Annotated in this window: 17 protein-coding genes, 1 pseudogene and 1 riboswitch; of the genes and pseudogenes, 4 read left to right on the forward strand and 14 right to left on the reverse strand. The window is 68.8% G+C overall.

Annotated features, from left to right (window positions below):
- A pseudogene (locus J7024_RS17520) lies at positions 1-781 on the forward strand (hypothetical protein); the annotation flags it as partial.
- A 99-nt stretch (positions 782-880) separates the two neighbouring features.
- Here J7024_RS17520 and lnt read toward each other — a convergent pair.
- From lnt to J7024_RS17560, 8 genes are all read right to left on the reverse strand, one after another.
- On the reverse strand, positions 881-2,578 hold the full coding sequence (lnt, locus tag J7024_RS17525) for an apolipoprotein N-acyltransferase (RefSeq protein WP_124828960.1): 1,698 nt from the start codon (positions 2,576-2,578) through the stop codon (positions 881-883).
- A gap of 51 nt (positions 2,579-2,629) precedes the next feature.
- Positions 2,630-3,517, reverse strand: a complete 888-nt coding sequence (locus J7024_RS17530; RefSeq protein ID WP_124828958.1) for an HlyC/CorC family transporter — start codon at positions 3,515-3,517, stop codon at positions 2,630-2,632.
- Between the two features lie 286 nt (positions 3,518-3,803).
- Positions 3,804-4,028, reverse strand: a complete 225-nt coding sequence (locus J7024_RS17535; protein ID WP_124828956.1) for a hypothetical protein — start codon at positions 4,026-4,028, stop codon at positions 3,804-3,806.
- Positions 4,025-4,657: a gamma-glutamylcyclotransferase gene (locus J7024_RS17540; RefSeq protein ID WP_124828954.1), complete on the reverse strand. Its 633-nt coding sequence runs from the start codon at positions 4,655-4,657 to the stop codon at positions 4,025-4,027. Before J7024_RS17540 ends, J7024_RS17535 begins: the two co-directional genes overlap by 4 nt.
- A gap of 14 nt (positions 4,658-4,671) precedes the next feature.
- Positions 4,672-5,448, reverse strand: a complete 777-nt coding sequence (gene ybeY / locus J7024_RS17545) for an rRNA maturation RNase YbeY (RefSeq protein WP_124828953.1) — start codon at positions 5,446-5,448, stop codon at positions 4,672-4,674.
- Between the two features lie 151 nt (positions 5,449-5,599).
- The gene (locus J7024_RS17550; protein WP_124828951.1) at positions 5,600-6,646 is read right to left on the reverse strand and encodes a PhoH family protein; all 1,047 of its coding nucleotides are present in this window, start codon (positions 6,644-6,646) and stop codon (positions 5,600-5,602) included.
- A gap of 33 nt (positions 6,647-6,679) precedes the next feature.
- Positions 6,680-8,053, reverse strand: a complete 1,374-nt coding sequence (miaB, locus tag J7024_RS17555) for a tRNA (N6-isopentenyl adenosine(37)-C2)-methylthiotransferase MiaB (protein WP_124828949.1) — start codon at positions 8,051-8,053, stop codon at positions 6,680-6,682.
- Positions 8,054-8,277: 224 nt separating this feature from the next.
- A complete protein-coding gene (locus tag J7024_RS17560) occupies positions 8,278-9,210 on the reverse strand; it encodes a LysR family transcriptional regulator (RefSeq protein WP_124828947.1) in 933 nt (310 codons plus the stop codon).
- A 147-nt stretch (positions 9,211-9,357) separates the two neighbouring features.
- On the opposite strand from J7024_RS17560, the gene J7024_RS17565 reads away from it, so the two are divergent.
- The 3 genes from J7024_RS17565 (at position 9,358) to ribB (ending at position 12,616) form a co-directional block, all read left to right on the forward strand.
- Positions 9,358-10,533 carry an MFS transporter gene (locus J7024_RS17565; RefSeq protein ID WP_124828945.1) on the forward strand — a complete coding sequence of 392 codons (1,176 nt, stop codon included), beginning with the start codon at positions 9,358-9,360 and terminating at the stop codon, positions 10,531-10,533.
- Positions 10,534-10,768: 235 nt separating this feature from the next.
- Positions 10,769-11,452, forward strand: a complete 684-nt coding sequence (locus J7024_RS17570) for a helix-turn-helix domain-containing protein (protein WP_124828943.1) — start codon at positions 10,769-10,771, stop codon at positions 11,450-11,452.
- 186 nt (positions 11,453-11,638) lie between these two features.
- A riboswitch (FMN riboswitch) is annotated at positions 11,639-11,787 on the forward strand.
- Positions 11,788-11,905: 118 nt separating this feature from the next.
- Complete coding sequence (gene ribB, locus J7024_RS17575) at positions 11,906-12,616, forward strand: 3,4-dihydroxy-2-butanone-4-phosphate synthase (protein ID WP_096507126.1); 711 nt, start codon at positions 11,906-11,908, stop codon at positions 12,614-12,616.
- A gap of 73 nt (positions 12,617-12,689) precedes the next feature.
- Here the strand turns inward: ribB and J7024_RS17580 are convergent, their stop codons facing one another.
- From J7024_RS17580 to J7024_RS17605, 6 genes are all read right to left on the reverse strand, one after another.
- Positions 12,690-13,376: an HAD family hydrolase gene (locus tag J7024_RS17580; RefSeq protein WP_124828941.1), complete on the reverse strand. Its 687-nt coding sequence runs from the start codon at positions 13,374-13,376 to the stop codon at positions 12,690-12,692.
- A gap of 185 nt (positions 13,377-13,561) precedes the next feature.
- Positions 13,562-14,548 carry an inositol 2-dehydrogenase gene (gene iolG, locus J7024_RS17585; protein ID WP_124828940.1) on the reverse strand — a complete coding sequence of 329 codons (987 nt, stop codon included), beginning with the start codon at positions 14,546-14,548 and terminating at the stop codon, positions 13,562-13,564.
- Positions 14,549-14,617: 69 nt separating this feature from the next.
- Positions 14,618-15,739, reverse strand: coding sequence for a porin (locus tag J7024_RS17590; protein WP_124828938.1), 1,122 nt, complete (start codon positions 15,737-15,739; stop codon positions 14,618-14,620).
- A 130-nt stretch (positions 15,740-15,869) separates the two neighbouring features.
- A complete protein-coding gene (locus J7024_RS17595) occupies positions 15,870-16,700 on the reverse strand; it encodes a TIM barrel protein (protein ID WP_124828936.1) in 831 nt (276 codons plus the stop codon).
- A gap of 36 nt (positions 16,701-16,736) precedes the next feature.
- A complete protein-coding gene (locus tag J7024_RS17600; RefSeq protein WP_124828934.1) occupies positions 16,737-17,771 on the reverse strand; it encodes a xylose isomerase in 1,035 nt (344 codons plus the stop codon).
- Positions 17,772-17,911: 140 nt separating this feature from the next.
- A complete protein-coding gene (locus tag J7024_RS17605; protein ID WP_124828932.1) occupies positions 17,912-18,976 on the reverse strand; it encodes a LacI family DNA-binding transcriptional regulator in 1,065 nt (354 codons plus the stop codon).
- Positions 18,977-19,044 lie beyond the last annotated feature (68 nt).

Here is a 19,044-nt window from a genome sequence, read left to right on the forward strand (position 1 = left end):
GCAGTTCAGCCGCTACGTCGCGCCGCTCGCCGAGCGCGTGCACCGCGAGGGTGGCCGGCTCGTCTGGAACACGTTCCCGCAGGTGGGCACGCTGATGGCGCGCAGCCTCGGCGCGCATGCGGACGCGTTCAGCGCGGGCGGCGGCGTCGACGAGCTGCCGCCATTCGACTACGAAGTGCCGCTGATCGGCCTGCCGCTGCTGCTCGGGACGCAGGCGCCGACGTTCGGCGCATCGGTGCCGTACCTGCACGCCGATCCGCGCGCGCGCGACGCATGGCGCGCGCGGCTCGCGGGCGACGGCCGGCTGAAGGTCGGGCTCGTGTGGACGGGCAGCGCGGGGCACCAGCGCAACCCGTTCCGGCGCGTCGGGCTCGAGCGCTATGCGAGTGCGTTTCGCGGCATCGACGGTGTCGCGTTCCATTCGCTGCAGCCGGGCGCGGAAGCAGACGTCGCCGCGGCGCGCGCGGCCGGCTTCGCGATCGACGATCACACGGCCGAACTGAAGAGTTTCGACGATACGGCCGCGTTCATCGGCGCGCTGGATCTGGTGATCACGGTGTGCACGTCGGTCGCGCACCTGTCGGGCGCGCTCGGCGCGCGCACATGGGTGCTGCTCGACGTGAATCCGCACTGGCCGTGGCTGCTCGAACGCACGGACAGCCCGTGGTATCCGACCGCCACGCTGTACCGGCAGCCGGCGTTCGGCGCATGGGCGCCGGTGATGGACGCGCTTGCGCGGGATCTGCGCGGGGTGGTGGAGGAAGCGAAGCGCAAGCGTTGACCGGCGTTTCGAAGGAGTCACGCCGAAGCTTCGGTACCCGGGCCGAACCGCAGGCCGGGGCAGCCGCCGCCGCGCAGCGCGCGACGGCCGGCCGATGCGTCAGGCGTTCCGGTCGCCACCGGCCTTCGCGCCGTTGCGGCGGCGCAGGCCGGGCCCGAACGTGAAGCCGAACGCGAGCAGCACCAGCGACACAGCGAGCACGGTGTTGTTACCGCTCGTCACGTACGGCGTGAAGCCGCTCGTGCCTTCGATCCGCACGTCGAGCGAGCCGATCGTGAACGGCTTCAACTGGCCGAGCACGCGACCGTGCGCGTCGATCGCGGCCGTCATCCCGGTGTTGGTCGAGCGCAGCATCGGCCGCCCCGTTTCGAGCGCGCGCATCCGCGCGATCTGCAGGTGCTGGTCGAGCGCGATCGTGTCGCCGAACCACGCGAGGTTCGTCACGTTGACGAGCACGCCGGGCGGTTGCGGGTTGTCGCGGATCGTCGCGGCGATTTCCTCGCCGAACAAGTCCTCGTAGCAGATGTCGGCCATCACCGGCTGGTTGTGCACGAAGAACGGCTTCTGCACCGGCGCGCCGCGCGCGAAATCGCCGAGCGGCATCTTCATCAGGTCGACGAACCACCGGAAGCCCCACGGGATGAATTCGCCGAAGGGCACGAGATGGTGCTTGTCGTAGTGATAGATGTCGCGCGAGTGCGGTGTCACGCCGTACAGGCTGTTCGTGTAGTCGACGTAATGGCCGTCCGGCGTCACCGACGCGCCGACCGCGCCGAACAGCACGGCCGAGCCCGTCGTGTCGCTGAACTTGCGGATCGCGACGGCGAACGGCTCGGGCAGCTCCTGGATCATCACCGCGATCGCGGTCTCCGGCGTGACGATCAGGTCGGCCGGCTTCTCGATGATCATCTGCTGGTACATCCTGATCGCCGCGTCGATGCCCGCTTCCTCGAACTTGATGTCCTGCTTCACGTTGCCCTGCAGCAGCCGCACGGTGAGCGGCGCGTTCGCGGGCACGGTCCACGTGGCCTGCGACAGCCCGAGGCCGGCGGTGATCAGCGCGACGGCGATGGCGGCCGGCGCGGCAATCCGCACGCGCGCGTTGCCGCCGGCGCCTTGTTCATTCGCATTCGCGGGCGCGCGGCGCGCGGCGACGAGCGCCTGCACGACCAGCGCGGCGAACAGCGCGAGCACCCAGCCGATCCCGTACACGCCGACAACCGGCGCGAAGCCCGCGAACGGCCCGTCGACCTGCGGATAGCCGCTCGAGAGCCACGGGAAGCCGGTGAACACGGTGCCACGCAGCCATTCGCCGAGCGCCCACGCGCTGGCGAACGCGAATGCGCCGTGCCAGGTCGGCGAGAACGGCCGCGGATCGGGGGTGCGGCGGTGCCATGCATGGCCCGCGCAGAACGACCACAGCCCGGCCGAGAACGCCGGGTACAGCGACAGGTACGCCGAGAACAGCACCAGCGCGCCGCCCGCGAGCGGTGCCGCCATCTCGCCGTACACGTGCATGCTGATGTAGAGCCACCAGATGCCGCTGATGAAGTTGCCGAAGCCGAACGCGCCGCCGGTGAGCGCGGCGCCGCGCCAGTTCGACGTGCGTGTCAGTTGCGCGAAAAAACAGACGAATACGACGAGTTGCAGCCAGCCGCCATGCGGCGTCGGCGCGAAGCTGAGCGTATTTGCTGCGCCGGCTAGCAGCGCGGCCGGGTAGTGCCAGCGCGGCAGCGCACGGCCGGACGCCGGCGCGAGAAGACCGCCAGCCGGGCGGGACGGGATCGGATCGTCCATGTGAAGCGGAAGGGGCGAGCGGTTGAAGGAGGCGCGGCCGGCGCGAGACGGTCAGTCCTCGTGCGAGGCTTCGGCGCGGCGGCTCGCGAGCGGGTTGCGGCGCACCAGCAGCACGTGGACCTGGCGCGCATCGCCGCGCTGGATCTCGAACACGAGGTTGCCGAGCTGCAGCTTCTCGCCGCGATGCGGCACGCGACCGAAATGATGGGTGATCAGGCCGCCGATCGTGTCGACTTCGTCGTCGGGGAAAGCGGTGCCGAACGTCTCGTTGAACTGCTGGATCTCGGTCAGCGCGCGCACGCGGTAGCGGCCGTCCGGCCCCGAGATGATGTTGCCGGCCTCTTCGTCGAAGTCGTATTCGTCCTCGATGTCGCCGACGATCTGTTCGAGCACGTCCTCGATCGTGATCAGGCCCGCGACGCCGCCGTATTCGTCGACGACGATCGCAAGATGATTGCGGTTCACGCGGAAGTCGTGCAGGAGCACGTTCAGGCGCTTCGATTCGGGGATGAACACGGCAGGGCGCAGCATCCCACGCACGTCGAATTCCTCTTCGGCATAGAAGCGCAGCAGGTCTTTGGCTAGCAGCACGCCGATCACGTTGTCGCGGTTCTCCTCGTACACCGGGTAGCGCGAGTGCGCCTTCTCGAGGACGAACGGGATGAAGTCTTCAGGCTTGTCCGCGATGTTGATCGCGTCCATCTGTGCGCGCGGCACCATGATGTCGCGGGCGCACAGGTCGGACACCTGGAACACGCCTTCGATCATCGACAGGGAATCGGCGTCGATCAGGTTGCGTTCGTGGGCGTCCTGGAGGATTTCCAGCAGCTCGGTCCGGGATTCCGGCTCGGGCGAAATGAAGTCGGTCAGGCGCTCCAGCAGCGAGCGCTTTTCTTGCGGTTTGTCGGTTGGCTTTCGACTGGGATACGAATCGTTCATGGTGGTGCGCCCGGGTCATGCCGGGGCGCGCTGTCACGGAGTAGGCAAGGATACACCAAGGGCATGGCGCGGCCGTGTCACACCGGCCGTCCGGCCAGGCTCAGGCGGCCCGCGCGAGCCCCGCTCGGGGACGGCCATGCTGCGCACGGCGCCGTCCTTCGTATCCATCCTATCTCAGAAAGGGTCGCCGGGGCAGCGGCGGCAAAAATGCGTGCACCGGCGGTGGCTGGGCGCTCGGGCGGCAGCGTGCACGGCGGCATTTCGTCGCGCCGCGCCGGCGCAGGCCTCAGAAGCGCAGGCCGGTCGAGCAGCCGCCGGCGGCCGCGCCGTTGGTCGCGGCGCCGCCGCAGCCGAACAGGCCGCAGCCGGACAGCGCGATGCTCGCAGCGACGATCAGCGCGGCGAGCGTACAGCGCGAACGGCGTGACGGTTGCAGCGGAGCGGTTTTGGGTCCGGATGCGCGGCCCGCGCCGGTCGCCGGCGGGGCGCCTGTGTGCCGGTCGGACGTCACCGGCATCGCGCGAGCAGCCCTTCGAGCGCGCGGTCGGGGATCCCGCTCGCGCGCAGCGCGTCCACGGTACGGCTCACGTAGTCGAGCGTCGTCCCGTAGCGGCCGGCCGCGCAGCCGAACACTTCCTTCACGACCGGGTCGGTCAGCTTGCCGGTGTAGGTCGGCGCGTCGCGGCGCATCACGAACGCGAGCGCGTTCACGCGTTCGCCGGTCTCGAGCGAGCACGGCAGCCATGCGGGCCGATAGGAGCCCATCGGCATTTCGCGCTTCCACAAGGTTTCGAGATGTGGCTGCGCGGTGGGGCCCGCGAGCCGGAATGCGATGCCCGAGCACGAGCCGCCGCGATCGAGCGCGAGCACGAGCCCCGGACGTTCGGGTGTGCCACGGTTCACGCGCGACCACAGGTAGAGCCCGCGATGGTAGCCGTGCACCTTGCCGCGCACGGCGGCGACGGTCGGCAGCCCGGGGTTCCAGATCAGCGAGCCATAGCCGAACAGCCACAGATCCTGCTGACCGTTCCAGTCGCGCATCGTGTGCGCGAGCGACGCCGCGAGCTCGTCCTCCGTCAGCAGCCGTCCCTCGCCGATCGACGGCGGGTAGGCGGGCGGCAGTATCGCGGCGTGTTGCATGGCGAAGGCGGTGCTTACTGGTACGGGTTCGGGAAGCCCAGTTTCGCGAGGATGTCGACTTCGAGCGCTTCCATTTCCGCTGCGTCCTCGTCGCTGGTCTCGTGATCGTAGCCCTGCGCGTGCAGCGCGCCGTGCACCAGCAGGTGCGCGTAGTGGGCCGTGAGCGGCTTGCCCTGTTCGTGCGCTTCCTTCTCGACGACCGGGCAGCACAGCACGAGGTCGCCGATCACGGTGCCGTCGGGCGCCGCGTCGTACGCGAAGGTCAGCACGTTGGTCGGATAGTCCTTGTGGCGGTAGCCGGCGTTCAGCGTGCGGCCTTCTTCCTCGCCGACGAAGCGCACGGTCAGCTGCGCGCTGGCGAACAGCGCCGGCTCGATCCATTCGGCGATCAGCTTGCGCTTGGGGAGCGTCTTGCGCACGTCGCCGGTGATCTCGTCGCCGTACTGCACGGACAGGTCGAGTTCCGGCTCGCGCAGTTCGGCTTCCAGCTCCTCTTCGCGCGGCGCGAGTTCGGCGCCCACGTGAAGCGTCACGCTGTCGTAGTGCTCGGGCTGCAGCGCGAGCTTCGCGCGCATCGCCGGGTCGTTGTGCTGCGCGACGATCGCGACGGTCGCCTCGCCCGAGCTGCCCGACAGGTCAAACATCAGGCTTCGGCCGTCCGGGAAGTCGATTCGCAGTCCTTGTGCGTTGATGGTCCGGGCTTTGCCCTTCGCATCGAACAGCGAAACACGCGGGGAATCGGGCGCGGCGGACTGGTCGCGACCGGACTTGCGGGAGCGGGAAGATTTCATGACGGGTGAGGCGATTGGGACGCGTTGAGGATACACCAAACGGCCGATCGCACCCGAATTCTAACCGGCCGCGCACAAGCAAAAAAAGCCCGGCGCGCCGTCGGGCGGGCCGGGCCGTTGGCCGGTATGGCGCGCGGGCGCCGCCGGCGCTTCACGCGTCCTTGTGCTGAGCGTGGAAGTCGTCGTAAGCCTCGACGATGCGCGCGACGAGCGGATGGCGCACGACGTCGGCGCTCGTGAAGCGCGTGAGCGCGATGCCGCGCACGCCGCCGAGCACCTGCTGCGCCTCGACGAGGCCGCTCTTGTGCCCGCGCGGCAGGTCGACCTGGCTCGTGTCGCCGGTCACGACGGCCTTCGAGCCGAAGCCGATCCGCGTGAGGAACATCTTCATCTGCTCGGGCGTCGTGTTCTGCGCCTCGTCGAGGATGATGAATGCGTGGTTCAGCGTGCGGCCGCGCATGTACGCGAGCGGCGCGATCTCGATCATCTGGCGCTCGAACATCTTCGCGGTCTTGTCGAAGCCGAGCAGGTCGTACAGCGCGTCGTACAGCGGACGCAGGTACGGGTCGACCTTCTGCGCGAGATCGCCCGGCAGGAAGCCGAGCCGCTCGCCGGCCTCGACGGCCGGGCGCGTCAGCACGATCCGCTTGACCTGGTCGCGCTCGAGCGCGTCGACCGCGCACGCAACCGCGAGGTAGGTCTTGCCGGTGCCGGCCGGCCCGATGCCGAACGTGACGTCGTGCGACAGGATCTGCTTCAGGTATTCGCGCTGCGCGGGCGTACGGCCGCGCAGATCGGCGCGCCGCGTGTAGAGCTTCGGCGCCGGCTCCTCGTCCGGCTCGTTCGCGTCGAGCTGCACGACGGGCTCGTCGAACGGATGGTCCGGGTCGCCGCGAAAACGCACGTCGAGCGTGTCCTGGCGGCCGTTGCCGGCGGTGTGACGCACCTCGACCAGCGCGAGCTGGATATCGTCGACCGACAGCGGATCGCGCGAACGGTTGTAGAAGTTCTCGAGTGCGGCGAGCGCGAGCTTCGCGCCGCGCCCGCGGACCGTGATCCGGTGGCCGCGCCGCGCGAGCGTGACGTCGAGCGCCTGTTCGATCTGCCGCAGGTTCTCGTCGAGCGGGCCGCAGAGATTGGCGAGGCGCGCGTTGTCGTCGCGCGGTGCGGTGAATTCCAGTGCTTGGACGGTCTTCAAAGTAGCGTCGGGCTCCTGTTGAGCGTCAATCTGTCAGTGGGTGGCCGCGCTCGCGTCGTCGCTCACGAGCAGCAGCTCGCCGCGCAGCGAGTGCGGGTACGCATGGTTGATCCTCACGTCGATCATCTGGCCGATCAGGCGCGGGTGCGACGCGAGCGGCGCCGGGAAATTCACGACCCGGTTGTTCTCGGTGCGGCCCGCGAGTTCGTTCGGGTCCTTGCGCGACGGGCCCTCGACGAGGATCCGCTCGACCTTGCCGACCATCGACTGGCTGATGCGTGCGACGTTTTCCTCGATGGTCGCCTGCAGATGTTGCAGGCGTTTGAGCTTCACTTCGCGCGGCGTGTCGTCGGCGAGGTTCGCGGCCGGCGTGCCGGGGCGCGGGCTGTAGATGAACGAGAAGCTGGTGTCGTAGCTCATGTCGTGCACGAGCGCCATCATCTTGTCGAAATCGTCCTCGGTCTCGCCGGGGAAGCCGACGATCATGTCGGTCGACAGCGACAGGTCCGGGCGGATCGCGCGCAGCTTGCGGATCACCGACTTGTATTCGAGCACCGTGTAGCCGCGCTTCATCGCCATCAGGATGCGGTCGGAGCCGTGCTGGACGGGCAGGTGCAGGTGGCTCACGAGCTTCGGCACCTTCGCGTACGTGTCGATCAGGCGCTGCGTGAATTCCTTCGGGTGCGACGTCGTGTAGCGGATCCGCTCGATGCCGGGGATGTCGGCCACGTATTCGATCAGCGTCGCGAAATCGGCGATCTCGGCGGAACCCGCCGTCAGCGCGCCGCGGTAGGCGTTCACGTTCTGGCCGAGCAGCGTGACTTCGCGCACGCCCTGGTCGGCGAGGCCGGCCACTTCGGTCAGCACGTCGTCGAGCGGCCTCGACACTTCATCGCCGCGCGTGTACGGCACCACGCAGTAGCTGCAGTACTTCGAGCAGCCTTCCATGATCGACACGAACGCGCTCGGCCCCTCGACGCGCGCGGGCGGCAGGTGGTCGAACTTCTCGATCTCGGGGAATGTGATGTCGACTTGGGCACGGCCGCTCGCGCGGCGCTGGTCGATCATCTGCGGCAGGCGGTGCAGCGTCTGCGGGCCGAACACGAGGTCGACGTACGGCGCGCGCGACACGATCGACGCGCCTTCCTGGCTCGCGACGCACCCGCCGACGCCGATCAGCAGGCCCGGTTTCGCTTCCTTCAGCTCGCGCACGCGGCCGAGGTCGGAGAACACCTTTTCCTGCGCCTTCTCACGCACGGAGCACGTGTTGAACAGGATGATGTCCGCGTCTTCCGGGGTATCGGTCTTTTCGAGGCCTTCGGCCGCATTGAGCACGTCCACCATCTTGTCCGAGTCGTACTCGTTCATCTGGCAGCCGAAGGTCTTTACGTAAACTTTCTTGGTCATGGGGATTCGCCGTTCGCAGTGGTTGACCTGGGGGCGTCGTCAAGGGTGAATCGGGACGGCCGTGCACTGCGCGCGAATCGAGCGAGCATGCGCGCATCGGGCAGGAAAGGCCGTCGGGAAAGCCTTCCATTATAGCTTTTCATGCCGTGGCGGACGGGCGGCCGGTTGCGGGCGCGCGACGCTCGCTCTTCGGTTCCGACCCCGCAACGCTGCGTGGCCTGCCGCTAGCGGCACGCGTTCAGCAGGTCGTCGAGCGCGGCTTCCTCGCGTGCGAAGCGCTCGGCGAGAAAGTCGAGCAGCACGCGCACGCGCGGCGCCATGTAGCGCTTGCTGTGATAGATCGCGTGCAGCGGCGCGTCCTGGTGCCGCCAGTCGGGCAGCAGCACGCGGAGGCGCCCGGCGCGCACGTCGTCGGCGATGTCCCACAGCGATTTCAGCGCAATGCCGTGGCCGCGCAGCGTCCATTCGCGCGTGAGCCCGCCGTCGTTGGTCTCGAACGCGGTCGACACGGACACCGTGTGGATCTGCACTTCGTCGCCGCGCGTGAAGTGCCAGGTGTTCATCGGGCCCGATGCGATCGTGATCACGTTGCACGCAAAGCGGGCCAGATCATGCGGGTCGGCCGGCACGCCGTGGCGTTCGACGAACGACGGCGCCGCGCACAGCACGCGCCGGTTGGTCGCGAGCCGGCGGGCGATCAGCGCGCCGTCGGGCGGCGCGGCGAAGCGGATCGCGAGGTCGATTTCGTCCTGCCATAGATTCGACGACGAATCGGACGCCGTCAGCGCGAACGTGACGCCGGGATGCAGCGTCGTGAATTCGTGGAGCCAGTCGAGCAACTGGTGGCGGCCGAAATCGGAGGTCGACGACAGCCGCACCTTGCCGCTCACGACGTTGCGGCCTTCCTGCAGCATCGCATCCGCGTCGTCGAGCGCCTGCAGCGCCTGGCGGCAGCAGTTCAGGTACAGCTTGCCCTCGTCGGTGAGCCGCAATTGCCGCGTCGAGCGTTCGAACAGTCGCGTCGCGATCTTCGCTTCCAGCTTCGCGAGCCGCGCGCTCGCGGCGGCCGGCGTGAGGTTCAGCTTGCGCCCGGCGGCCGTCAGGCTGCCCAGCTCCGCCGCCTCGACGAACAGCCGGATGTCGCCCAGTCGGTCCATGCGATTTTCCAGAGATATTTGAAAATGGTTCAAATGCCACGCCAATTATCAAATATAGGCGCCTTCGGGACAATGCGCGCACATCCCGCTTTCTTGTGCGGTGCGGCACCGACCGGGCGCCGCGCCCGCCGCCTTCCGGAGAACGTCATGCCCATCCCGTTACTGGCGCTCGCGATCAGCGCGTTTGCCATCGGCACCACCGAATTCATCATCATGGGGCTCCTGCCCGAAGTCGCGCGCGACCTCGCCGTGTCGCTGCCGTCGGCCGGGCTGCTGGTCACGGGATACGCGCTCGGCGTCGCGGTCGGCGCGCCGCTGCTCGCCGTGCTGACGAGCCGCATGCCGCGCAAGGCCGCGCTGCAACTGCTGATGGCGATCTTCATCGTCGGCAACGTGCTGTGCGCGACCGCGTCCGGCTACGCGATGCTGATGGCCGCGCGCGTCGTCACGTCGTTCGCGCACGGCTCGTTCTTCGGAATCGGCGCGGTGGTCGCCGCGTCGCTCGTGCCGGCCGACAAGCGTGCGAGCGCGATCGCGCTGATGTTCACCGGCCTCACGCTGTCGAACGTGCTCGGCGTGCCATTCGGCACGTTCGTCGGCCAGTTGCTCGGCTGGCGCGCTTCGTTCTGGATCGTCGCCGCGCTCGGCGTGCTGTCGCTCGGCGGTGTCGCGCTGCTGGTGCCGAACCGTCACGACAGCGGGCCGGTCGGCCTCGGCCACGAGGTACGCGTGCTGAAAGAGCCGCAGGTGTGGCTCGCACTGCTGATGACCGTGCTCGGCTTCGGCGGCGTGTTCGTGGTGTTCACGTACATCGCGCCGATTCTCGAGAGCGTGTCCGGCTATTCGCCGCGCGCGGTCGCGCTGATCCTCGTGCTGTTCGGCGCGGGGCTGACGATCGGCAACATGCTCGGCGGCAAGCTCGCCGACCGCGCGCTGATGCCGTCGCTGCTCGCGATCCTCGTCGCGCTGATGGCGGTGATGGCCGTGTTCGCGAAGACTAGCCACCTGCCGGTCGCGGCCGCCGCGACCGTCTTCGTGTGGGGGATCGCCGCGTTCGCGACGGTGCCGCCGCTGCAGGCGCGCGTGGTCGAGAAGGCCGCGAGCGCGCCGCATCTCGCGTCGACGCTGAACATCGGCGCGTTCAACGTCGGCAACGCGGGCGGCGCGTGGCTGGGCGGGCTCGCGCTGGAACATGGCTTCGCACTCGATGCGTTGCCGTGGGTCGCTGTCGCGGTGACGTTCGCGGCGCTCGTCGTCACGTGGGTCGCGATGCGGCTCGATGCGCGCGCACCGGCACGTGGTGCGGCGCCGGCGGCGCATTGAGCGGTTGACGGGCGGTGCGTCGACCGGTGCCTTCTTCGGTGCCGGATCGGCGCCGTAGCGGCAGGAAAAGGTTCGCGAGAAACGCATTCCTCCGCGATGCTGATAACGGTGTGAAGATAACTTCGTTTGCCGGCCGGGGGGCGGGTGATAGCGTCTCGATACGCGCTGTTCGTGGCGCAACCCGATTCCGGCTTACCCCATTCGCAGGGCCGCGCGGCGGCCCGGAGGCAATGCTATGTCTTCACCCCTGGCGCTGGTGCGCGACGTGTCTTCCTTCGAGTCCGGCGACGCCGCCGACGCGCGGACGACCGCGTCGCTCGACGTCCTCGAGCAGGTCGTCGGCGTGAACCTCGCGCGCTTGCGCGCCGAGCGGCAGCTGTCGCTCGATGCGCTCGCGCGGCTATCCGGTGTATCGCGTGCGATGCTCGCGCAGATCGAGTCGGCGCGCAGCGTGCCGTCGATCAAGGTGCTCTGCAAGATCGCCGCGGCGCTGAAGGTGTCGGTCGCCGCGTTTCTGCGCCGGCACGCGGTAAACGGCTTCGAGCACCTGGCGGCCGAGCGTGCGTCGCGCGTCGTCAGCTCGAACGGCCGCTTCTCGGCGCGCGCGCTATATCCGGAAGGCGAACCGGCCGCCGCCGAGTTCCACGAGTTGCGGATCGCGCCGCTGCATACGGAACCCGGCGCACGGCGCGCGCCCGGCACGACGGTGAACCTGGTCGTGAGCGAGGGGACGCTCGAGGTCAGCGTGCACGATCGCCGCCAGTTGCTCGCGACCGGCGACGCGATCGTGTTCGACGCAGACCAGCCGTACAGCCTGCGCAACCCGGGCGACAGCGAAGCACGTGCGTTCCGCGTGACGGTGAGCCCCGAGGTGCCGCCGCGCTGGCTCGTGCCCGACGCCGCACACGCGGCTGGCTGATGCTTCGGCCGAAGCCGGGCTCGCACCTGTCGCGTTCCGGACGGGCGCCCGGTGCCCGGTATCGGTCGTTTGGACGATGCCGTTAGACGGAGTCGTCAGTAAGGTTTTAGGTGTGGTTCGCTGCGCGGTGCGCGCAGCTGATGTATGCTTGGCCCGCCGGTCACGGGTAGCCCCCGGCCGGCATCAGTGCGTCTTCAGGGCGGGGCGAAATTCCCCACCGGCGGTAGGCTGGCGAAAGCCGGCGAGCCCGCGAGCGCCCGTGCATCCGCGCGGGGTCAGCAGATCTGGTCGAATGCCAGAGCCGACGGTCACAGTCCGGATGAGAGAAGATGTGCAGATAGTCATGTCCGCCAGGGCCGCTTTGCCACGCGTGCGAAGCGGATTGTCGTTCTGTCTGTTTGCAATGCCCTGAAACGTTTTTCGCCCAAATCGTATTTGCGAGGAGCGTTTCACATGTCCTTGATGTCCGTTTCGTCGGCACCGTCCGACGCCTTTGCCGATCTCCCGTTGCTCGATTCCGAACCGGTGCCGCCGCGCATCGCCGCCGCGCTCGACGCGATGCGTGCGGGCCGTGCCGTCGTGTTGCAGGACGATCACGACCGCGAAAACGAGGCCGACCTGATCGTCGCCGCCGAGCGCATCACGCCCGAGACGATGGCGCTGCTGATCCGCGAATGCAGCGGCATCGTGTGCCTGTGCCTGACCGACGATCAGGTGCGCGCGCTCGAGCTGCCGCCGATGGTGCAGACCAACGAGAGCCGCAACGGCACCGCATTCACCGTATCGATCGAGGCGCGCGAAGGCGTGCACACCGGCGTGTCCGCGGCCGACCGCGTGACGACGATTCGCGCGGCGATCGCCGACGATGCGAAGCCGTACGACATCGTGCGCCCCGGCCACGTGTTCCCGCTGCGTGCGCAGCCGGGCGGCGTGCTGGCGCGCCGCGGTCATACCGAAGGCACGGTCGACCTGTCGATCCTCGCGGGCCTGAAGCCGGCGGGCGTGCTGTGCGAACTGATGAATCCGGACGGCACGATGACGCGCGGCGACGACGTCGAGCGTTTCGCGCAGCAGCACGGCCTGCCGATGCTGACGATCGCCGAACTGGTCGAATTCCGCGAGGCGCTGGCGGCTGCGCGCGAGCGTTGCTGCGAACCGGCCTGACGGGGAAGGCAGCGGGCGCATCGATGCGCCCGCGAGACGGCGCGCGCGCATCGGCGCACGCGAGCGCCGGCCGTCAGGACTGCACGTCGCCGAATTCGCCGCGCTGGCCGGCCGCGACGAGCGCCGGCAGTTCATCCATCTTGCGCATGATCCGCGTGATGCCCATCGCGCGCAGCGCATCCGCGTAGTTGTCGGGGATGTGGCTCGCGCCGACGAACGCGATCGTCTTCATCCCGGCCGCGCGCGCGGCGTTCAGGCCCGATACGCTGTCTTCGACGACGATGCAGCGCACCGGCGCGACGCCAAGTGTTTGCGCCGCATGCAGGTACACGTCGGGGTAGGGCTTCGGCCGCGCGACCTGCTCGGAGCTGAACACGCGGTCTCCGAAGATTTCGGTCAACGACGCGCGCTTCAGCGAGTTGCGCACACGCACGAGCCGGCTGTTCGAGACCACTGCGGCAGGCAGGCCGACCTTCAGCAATGCATCGCGCACGCCGGTGATCGGCGCAAGCGACTGTGCGAGTGCGATCTCGATGTTGTGCTCGATGGTTTCGATGAAGTTCTCGGGCATCCGGATCGCGAAATGCGCTTCGAGTCCGGCGAGAAAGCGTGATGTCTGCTGGCCGAACGCGGATTTCGCGGCGGCTTCGAAATCGAGGTGCGGGAACGTGGCGGACAGCGTTTCGAGCAATACGCGGTCGGCGATGACTTCGCTGTCGACGAGTACGCCGTCGCAGTCGCAGATGAGGTGATCGAGCATGATGGTGAAGAAGCGGGGTGTCGGCGACGCCGATCATGCCGCCATGATACGTGCTTTCGCCGATGCTCCGCGAGCCGTTCGGCCGGCTGCCTTCACCGTCGCGTCGATCCCGTGCCGCTCACGCGTGCCGGCTCGCGCTGCTGCACAGCGGCGGCCCGCTCGCGCCGGCCGCCGCTGTGCAGGCGTCACACCTCGACCACGCGCCCCGTTTGCCACGACGTCATTGCCGCCTCGGCCAGCTCGAGCGCGGCCAGCCCGTCGTCGATCGTCGTCCTGACGGGCGTGCCGTCGCGCAGCGCATCGACGAAGTGCGCGATCTCGGCCGCGTACGCATGCCGGTAGCGCTCGAGGAAGAATGGCTCCGGCACGTCCGTTGCAACGCCGTTCGCGGACCACGCGGCGACTTCGGTCGGCCGCACGTTGCCGGCCTGCAGCATCCCGAGGCTGCCGAGCAGCTCGAAGCGCTGGTCGTAGCCGTAAGCTGCGCGGCGCGACGTGTTGATCTGGCACAGCAGCCCGCGCCGCGTGCGGATCGTGACGGCCGTCGAATCGATGTCGCCTGCGTCGCGCACGGCCGGATCGGTCAGGCAACTGCCGGTCGCATGCAGCGTCTGCGCTTCGTCGCCGAGGATCCAGCGGAACACGTCGAAGTCGTGGATCAGCATGTCCTTGAAGATGCCGCCCGAGCTGCGGATATAGTCGGCGGGCGGCGCGCCGGGGTCGCGGCTCGTGACGACCAGCATTTCCGGCACGCCGATATCGCCGCGCTCGACGCGTGCCTTCAGCGCGGCGAAAGTCGGATCGAAGCGGCGCTGGAAGCCGATCATGCAGGTCACGCCGCGGCGTCGCACGACGTCCGCGCATTCGCGCGAGCGCGCGACGGTGAGGTCGACCGGCTTCTCGCAGAACACCGCCTTGCCCGCGTTCGCCGCCGCGACGATCAGGTCGGCGTGCGTGTCGGTGCTCGACGCGATCACGACGGCCTGCACGGATGCGTCGCCTAGCGCGCGTTCGACGTCGGCGACCTGCGCGCCGTGCGCATGCGCGAGCGCGTCGGCCGACGGCGCGTGCCGGTCGACCACGTATTTGAGCTTCGCGCCCGGATGGCGTGCCAGATTGGCCGCGTGGATCTTCCCGATTCTTCCCGCGCCGAACAAAGCGAATTCGATCATGCTGCTCTCCTGTTGACTCCGTTGTCTTCCGTTCGGGCGCGGCGCGTTGGCCGTGGCCCGCGTTGCCCATCAAAACGAATGGTTGATGCCGAGGTTCACGCCGGTCTGCGAACGGCCCGGCAGCGGATTCGCGAGGTTGTCGTTGTCGCTGCCGGGGTTGTTGTTCGCGACCGAGAAATTCGAGCCGCTCGCGTTGCGCACGTGGGCGACGGTCGCGTAGAGCAGCGTCCGCTTGGACAGGCTGTATGCGCCGCCGAGCGCGAACATCGACGCATGGCCGGACGGATCGTGCGTCGCATCGCCCGCGCCGGAACCGACGTGCACGTAGTACGCGGCGCCGCCGAGCGACAGCACGGGCGTCACGCGATACTGTGCGCCGATCCAGTAGTGATCCGCGTTGCGCGCGAGGCCGGCGGGTGTGTCCGGCGCGTTCAGGTGCGTGTAGGCGGCCTGCAACGTCAGCGCGCGCCAATAGAGATTCGCACCGGCGAAGACTTCGCGCGAGCTCGTGAACACGTTGCTCATCCGGCCGTTCGCGTCGCGCAGTTCGTCGTACATCGCGCGCAGCATCACGAAGTCGTTGCGGTACGTGAGCTGGACCCCGTCGCTACGGCCGTACTCGTTCGCCGCGCCCAGGTTGAAGCCGCCGGCCTGGTTGCCGAGCGCGTACTGCGCATGCAGGCTGAAGCCGTTCCACGACGGCGACCGGTACTCGATGTTGTTGCTCGTGATCGGCACGTTGCGGCTGCGCACCAGCGCGGTGGCCGAATATGCCTGTTGCAGCAGCGGGTCCATGTCCCACTGGTCGTTCGCGATGAACAGGTTGCGACCGAACGTCAGCGTGCCGAGCCGATCGTTGCGCACGCCGACGAGCGCCTTGCGGCTGAACAGGCGGCCGTTGCCGTCGCCCGCCGTGCCCGACATCAGGTTGGTGCCCGATTCGAGGTTGAAGATCACGCGGTAGCCGCCGCCGATGTCTTCCTGGCCGAGCAGCCCGAACCGGCTCGCGCCCCAGTCGCTGCTTTGCGCACGCAACCGCGACGCGGTGGTGCCGTTGCCGGTTTGCACCTGGCTCACGTAGTCGAGGCCGGCGTCGGCGACGCCGTACAGCGTGACCGACGTCTGCGCGAACGCAGGCGAATAACAGAGGATTCCTGAGCAGCCAAGCGCGGTAAGCGCGATTCGTTTCATGTCGTCTCCAGACCTTGCGTCGTTTTGTTGTGGATTGTCTTGCTGGCCGGCGTTGCATCGCGCGCCTCTTCGGGCGCGGCGTGATGCCTGGCACGAAGCGTGTCGCGGCGGCCTGCGCCGCCGCGCTCGCTCAGCGGGCGGCCAGCTCGCCGCGGACGTAATCGATGCTCGCCCGCAGCCGGTCTTCGATGTCGTCGGCTTCGGCGATTTCGTTCGCGAACGGCTCGAACGAGAATGCGCCCCGATAGCTGCGCGCGAGCAGTTCGCGCAGTTGCCGGACGTTACCGAGCCGGTCGGCGCCGCCGACCAGCACACGATGGCCGTCGCGCATCCGGTCGACCGGCAGGTCGCTTTCCTCGACGCCCGAGATGTGCACGAGGCCCGTCAGGTTCGGGAAGAAGATGTCTTCGCCCGCCAGGTGATGGTGGAACGTGTCGTGCACGAGCCGGAACACCTGTTCGCCGGCTGCCGCGTAGATGCCCTTCACCGCGTCCGACTTGCGGCGCAGCGCGCATTCCTCGAAGCCGAGCGGTTCGATGAAACCCAGCAGGCCGCGCGCATCGAGGATCGGCTTGAGCGCCTTCAGCGCCGTCACGAGATCCGCATGGCGTGCGTCGGCGTCGCGCGAGTCGGCGCGGCTGTTGGTCGGGCACAGCACCAGCGCACGCGCGCCGCATTGCGCGGCGTAGTCGGCGAGCACGGTCGCTTCGTCCGCGCGCTCGGCGCTCCATTGCTCGAAGCGCTGCAGCGCGTTGATCGTCAGGATCGTCACGCCGCCGGCTTCGGCCGCCGCGCGCACCGCGGCGGCCGGCGTGCCGTCGGTGATCTCGACGCCGTCCAGATCGTTGCGGATCTCGATCGTGTCGACGCCGAGTCGCCTGCATAGCGCGACATAGCGGTCGAGCGGCAGGCGCGGCGCGCTCATCCGGTTCAGCGAAAAGTGGAATGCGTGTTGCGTCATCGTTGTCTCCTCGGGTCTCGGGTGGGGCAGGGCGAATCAGGCGAAGCTGCGCGCGGGGTTGCCGGCCGGTACGGCGTCCGGTGCCGACGCGAGCGCGCGCCACGTGTCGCGCAGCCATTGCGCGCACGCGACGTTGTTGTCGAAGATCGAATAGCGGGCGCCGCCGCCGTAGTCGGGAAACGGGATGAACTCGCAGCTGATCTGCTCGAGCCGCGCCGGCCGTGCATGAACCTGCCACTGCAGCAGGCGCCGTAGCGCCGTTTTCCACGTGTCGAGCGACGCGGCGCGCCACTCGCCGTGATAGGTGCCCGGTGGCGGCGCGACGAACGGGTACTGGATTCCGCGGCCGGGCCGTCCGTCCGCGCGGCGCATCCAGCGGTTCTCCGGGTTGTTCGGAATCACGCTGCGCGCATGAGCATGGCGAACCCAGCCGCGCGCGATCCAGTCGGCGTAGAGGGCCGACGGCGACGTCGGGGCGAGCAGGCGGTACGCGCTGTCGGCCGGCTCGTGCAGGCCCGACGCGTCGAGTTCGGCGCGGTTGCCGATCTTGAACAGCAGGTGCGAATGGTCGAGCGTGATCCGGAACGGCACGCCGGCCTGCTCGACGTGCCGCGCGACACGTGCCACGCGCGTGAAATCCTCGCTCCACATGTCGACGTGCACTTCGAGGCTCGGCAGGCAGCCGACCGGCTCGCCGCGTTCGTATGCGCGCAGGTAGAAATCGGCGACTTCGCGGTCCGACAGCGGATGGCCGTGCGCGTGGTGCGCGTACAGCTGGCAGTTGAGCACCGTGCTGCCGAACCGCGCACCGGCGTCGACGATCTCGGCGACGTGCGCTTCGTCGCGGCCGGCGCGCCAGATGCCGCCGATCGCGCGAATCGGCAGCGCGTGCCGGTCGACCAGCGCGAAATACGGCGACAGGTCCTCGCCGCGCACCGGGTTCTTTTCGACATAGTCGAACACGCCGGCGCCGGCGATCATCCGGAACCGCTCGGCGGGCGTGGGCAGCGGCAGGCCGTCGTGTTCGAGCACGCCGTCGAGGTTCACGCCGATGAGGATCGCTTCAGCCATCGCCTGCCGTCCGTCGTTGTCCTGGATGGCTGCCAAATGTACGGACGTGCCGGGCCGGCTGCATGACAAACGTTGACGAAAAATCGCCAATGCGGCGGTCGATTTTTGCGCCGTGCATCGGGTGCGCGGCGCGGTGTGCGTCAGCCCTGCAGATACGGGCTGGTGCGCACGTTGGCCGAACAGAACACGCGGAACTCGACCGGGTCGGCGGGCGGCGGCTGTTCGACGATGCCGCACGCATGCAGCACGTGCTGCAGCGCGGAGATCGCCTGGCCGTCGGGATCCTGGTCGATCGCGATGTCCATCGAGCCGGCTTCGATGTACGTGCGGTGCAGATCGATCATCTCGTGCCCGATCCAGACGACGCGCCCGGCCGCGCCCGCCTTGCGCAGCGCGGCCTCGATGCCGGCGGAGCCCGCACCGCTGTTGTAGATCCCGACGATGTCGCCGTGCGCGTGCAGCGCGTTCGTCACCGCGCGATAGCAGCGGTCGTCCTGGTCGAGCGTTTCGACCGGCGGCTCGTCGCAGCCGAGGTCGGCGAATGCGTCGGTCAGCTGGTCGACACAGCCGGCCATCCGGTCGGCGTGCGCGCGATAGCCCATGCGTCCGCCCAGCAGCAGCACGCGGCCCGGGTGCGGTGCGAGGCGGCCGAGGTAGTAGCCGGCCGTGCGCCCGGCGCGATAGTTGTCGATGCCCGCGTAGTGCACGCGCGAGATGCCGCCGATGTCGGTGACCATCGTGACCACGGTCTCGCCGCGCGCGATCGCACCGGCCAGTGCGTCGTGCACGCGCGGCGTGTCGCGTGCGGTGACGATCAGCGCCGCGCGCCGGTACGCGGGCCGCTCGATCAGCGCGGCGGCGCGTTCGTCGTCCGCGGCAGGCAGGATGGTCCGGTGTACGACCACGCGCCGGTCGAGCATCTGCAGCGAGCGTTGCAGCGCCTGCTGCAGCCGCCGGAAGAACGGCGTGTCGGTGTCCGGCAGCAGCACGTCGACATGGAGCAGCCCGTGCCGCGTGTCGGGCAACTGGCGCGGCACGCCGAGCTGGCGGGCGGCCGCGACCACCCGCTCGCGTGCGTTCGCGGACACGCTGCCGCGCTCGTTCAGCACGCGGTCGACGGTGGTCGTGCTGACGCCGGCGAGCGCGGCGATCTCGTCGAAGCGTGCGGTGCGCTTGCGCCAGCGTGGCCCGGTAGGGTCGGCCATGGTCGTCTCCATCCTGTGTCGTCGCCAGCGGGGTGTGGCGCTGTCCGGAACGCTAAAGCGATGGCGAA

The sequence above is a fragment of the Burkholderia sp. WTPI3 genome, assembly GCF_021483755.1.
Classification (GTDB): Bacteria; Pseudomonadota; Gammaproteobacteria; order Burkholderiales; family Burkholderiaceae; genus Burkholderia.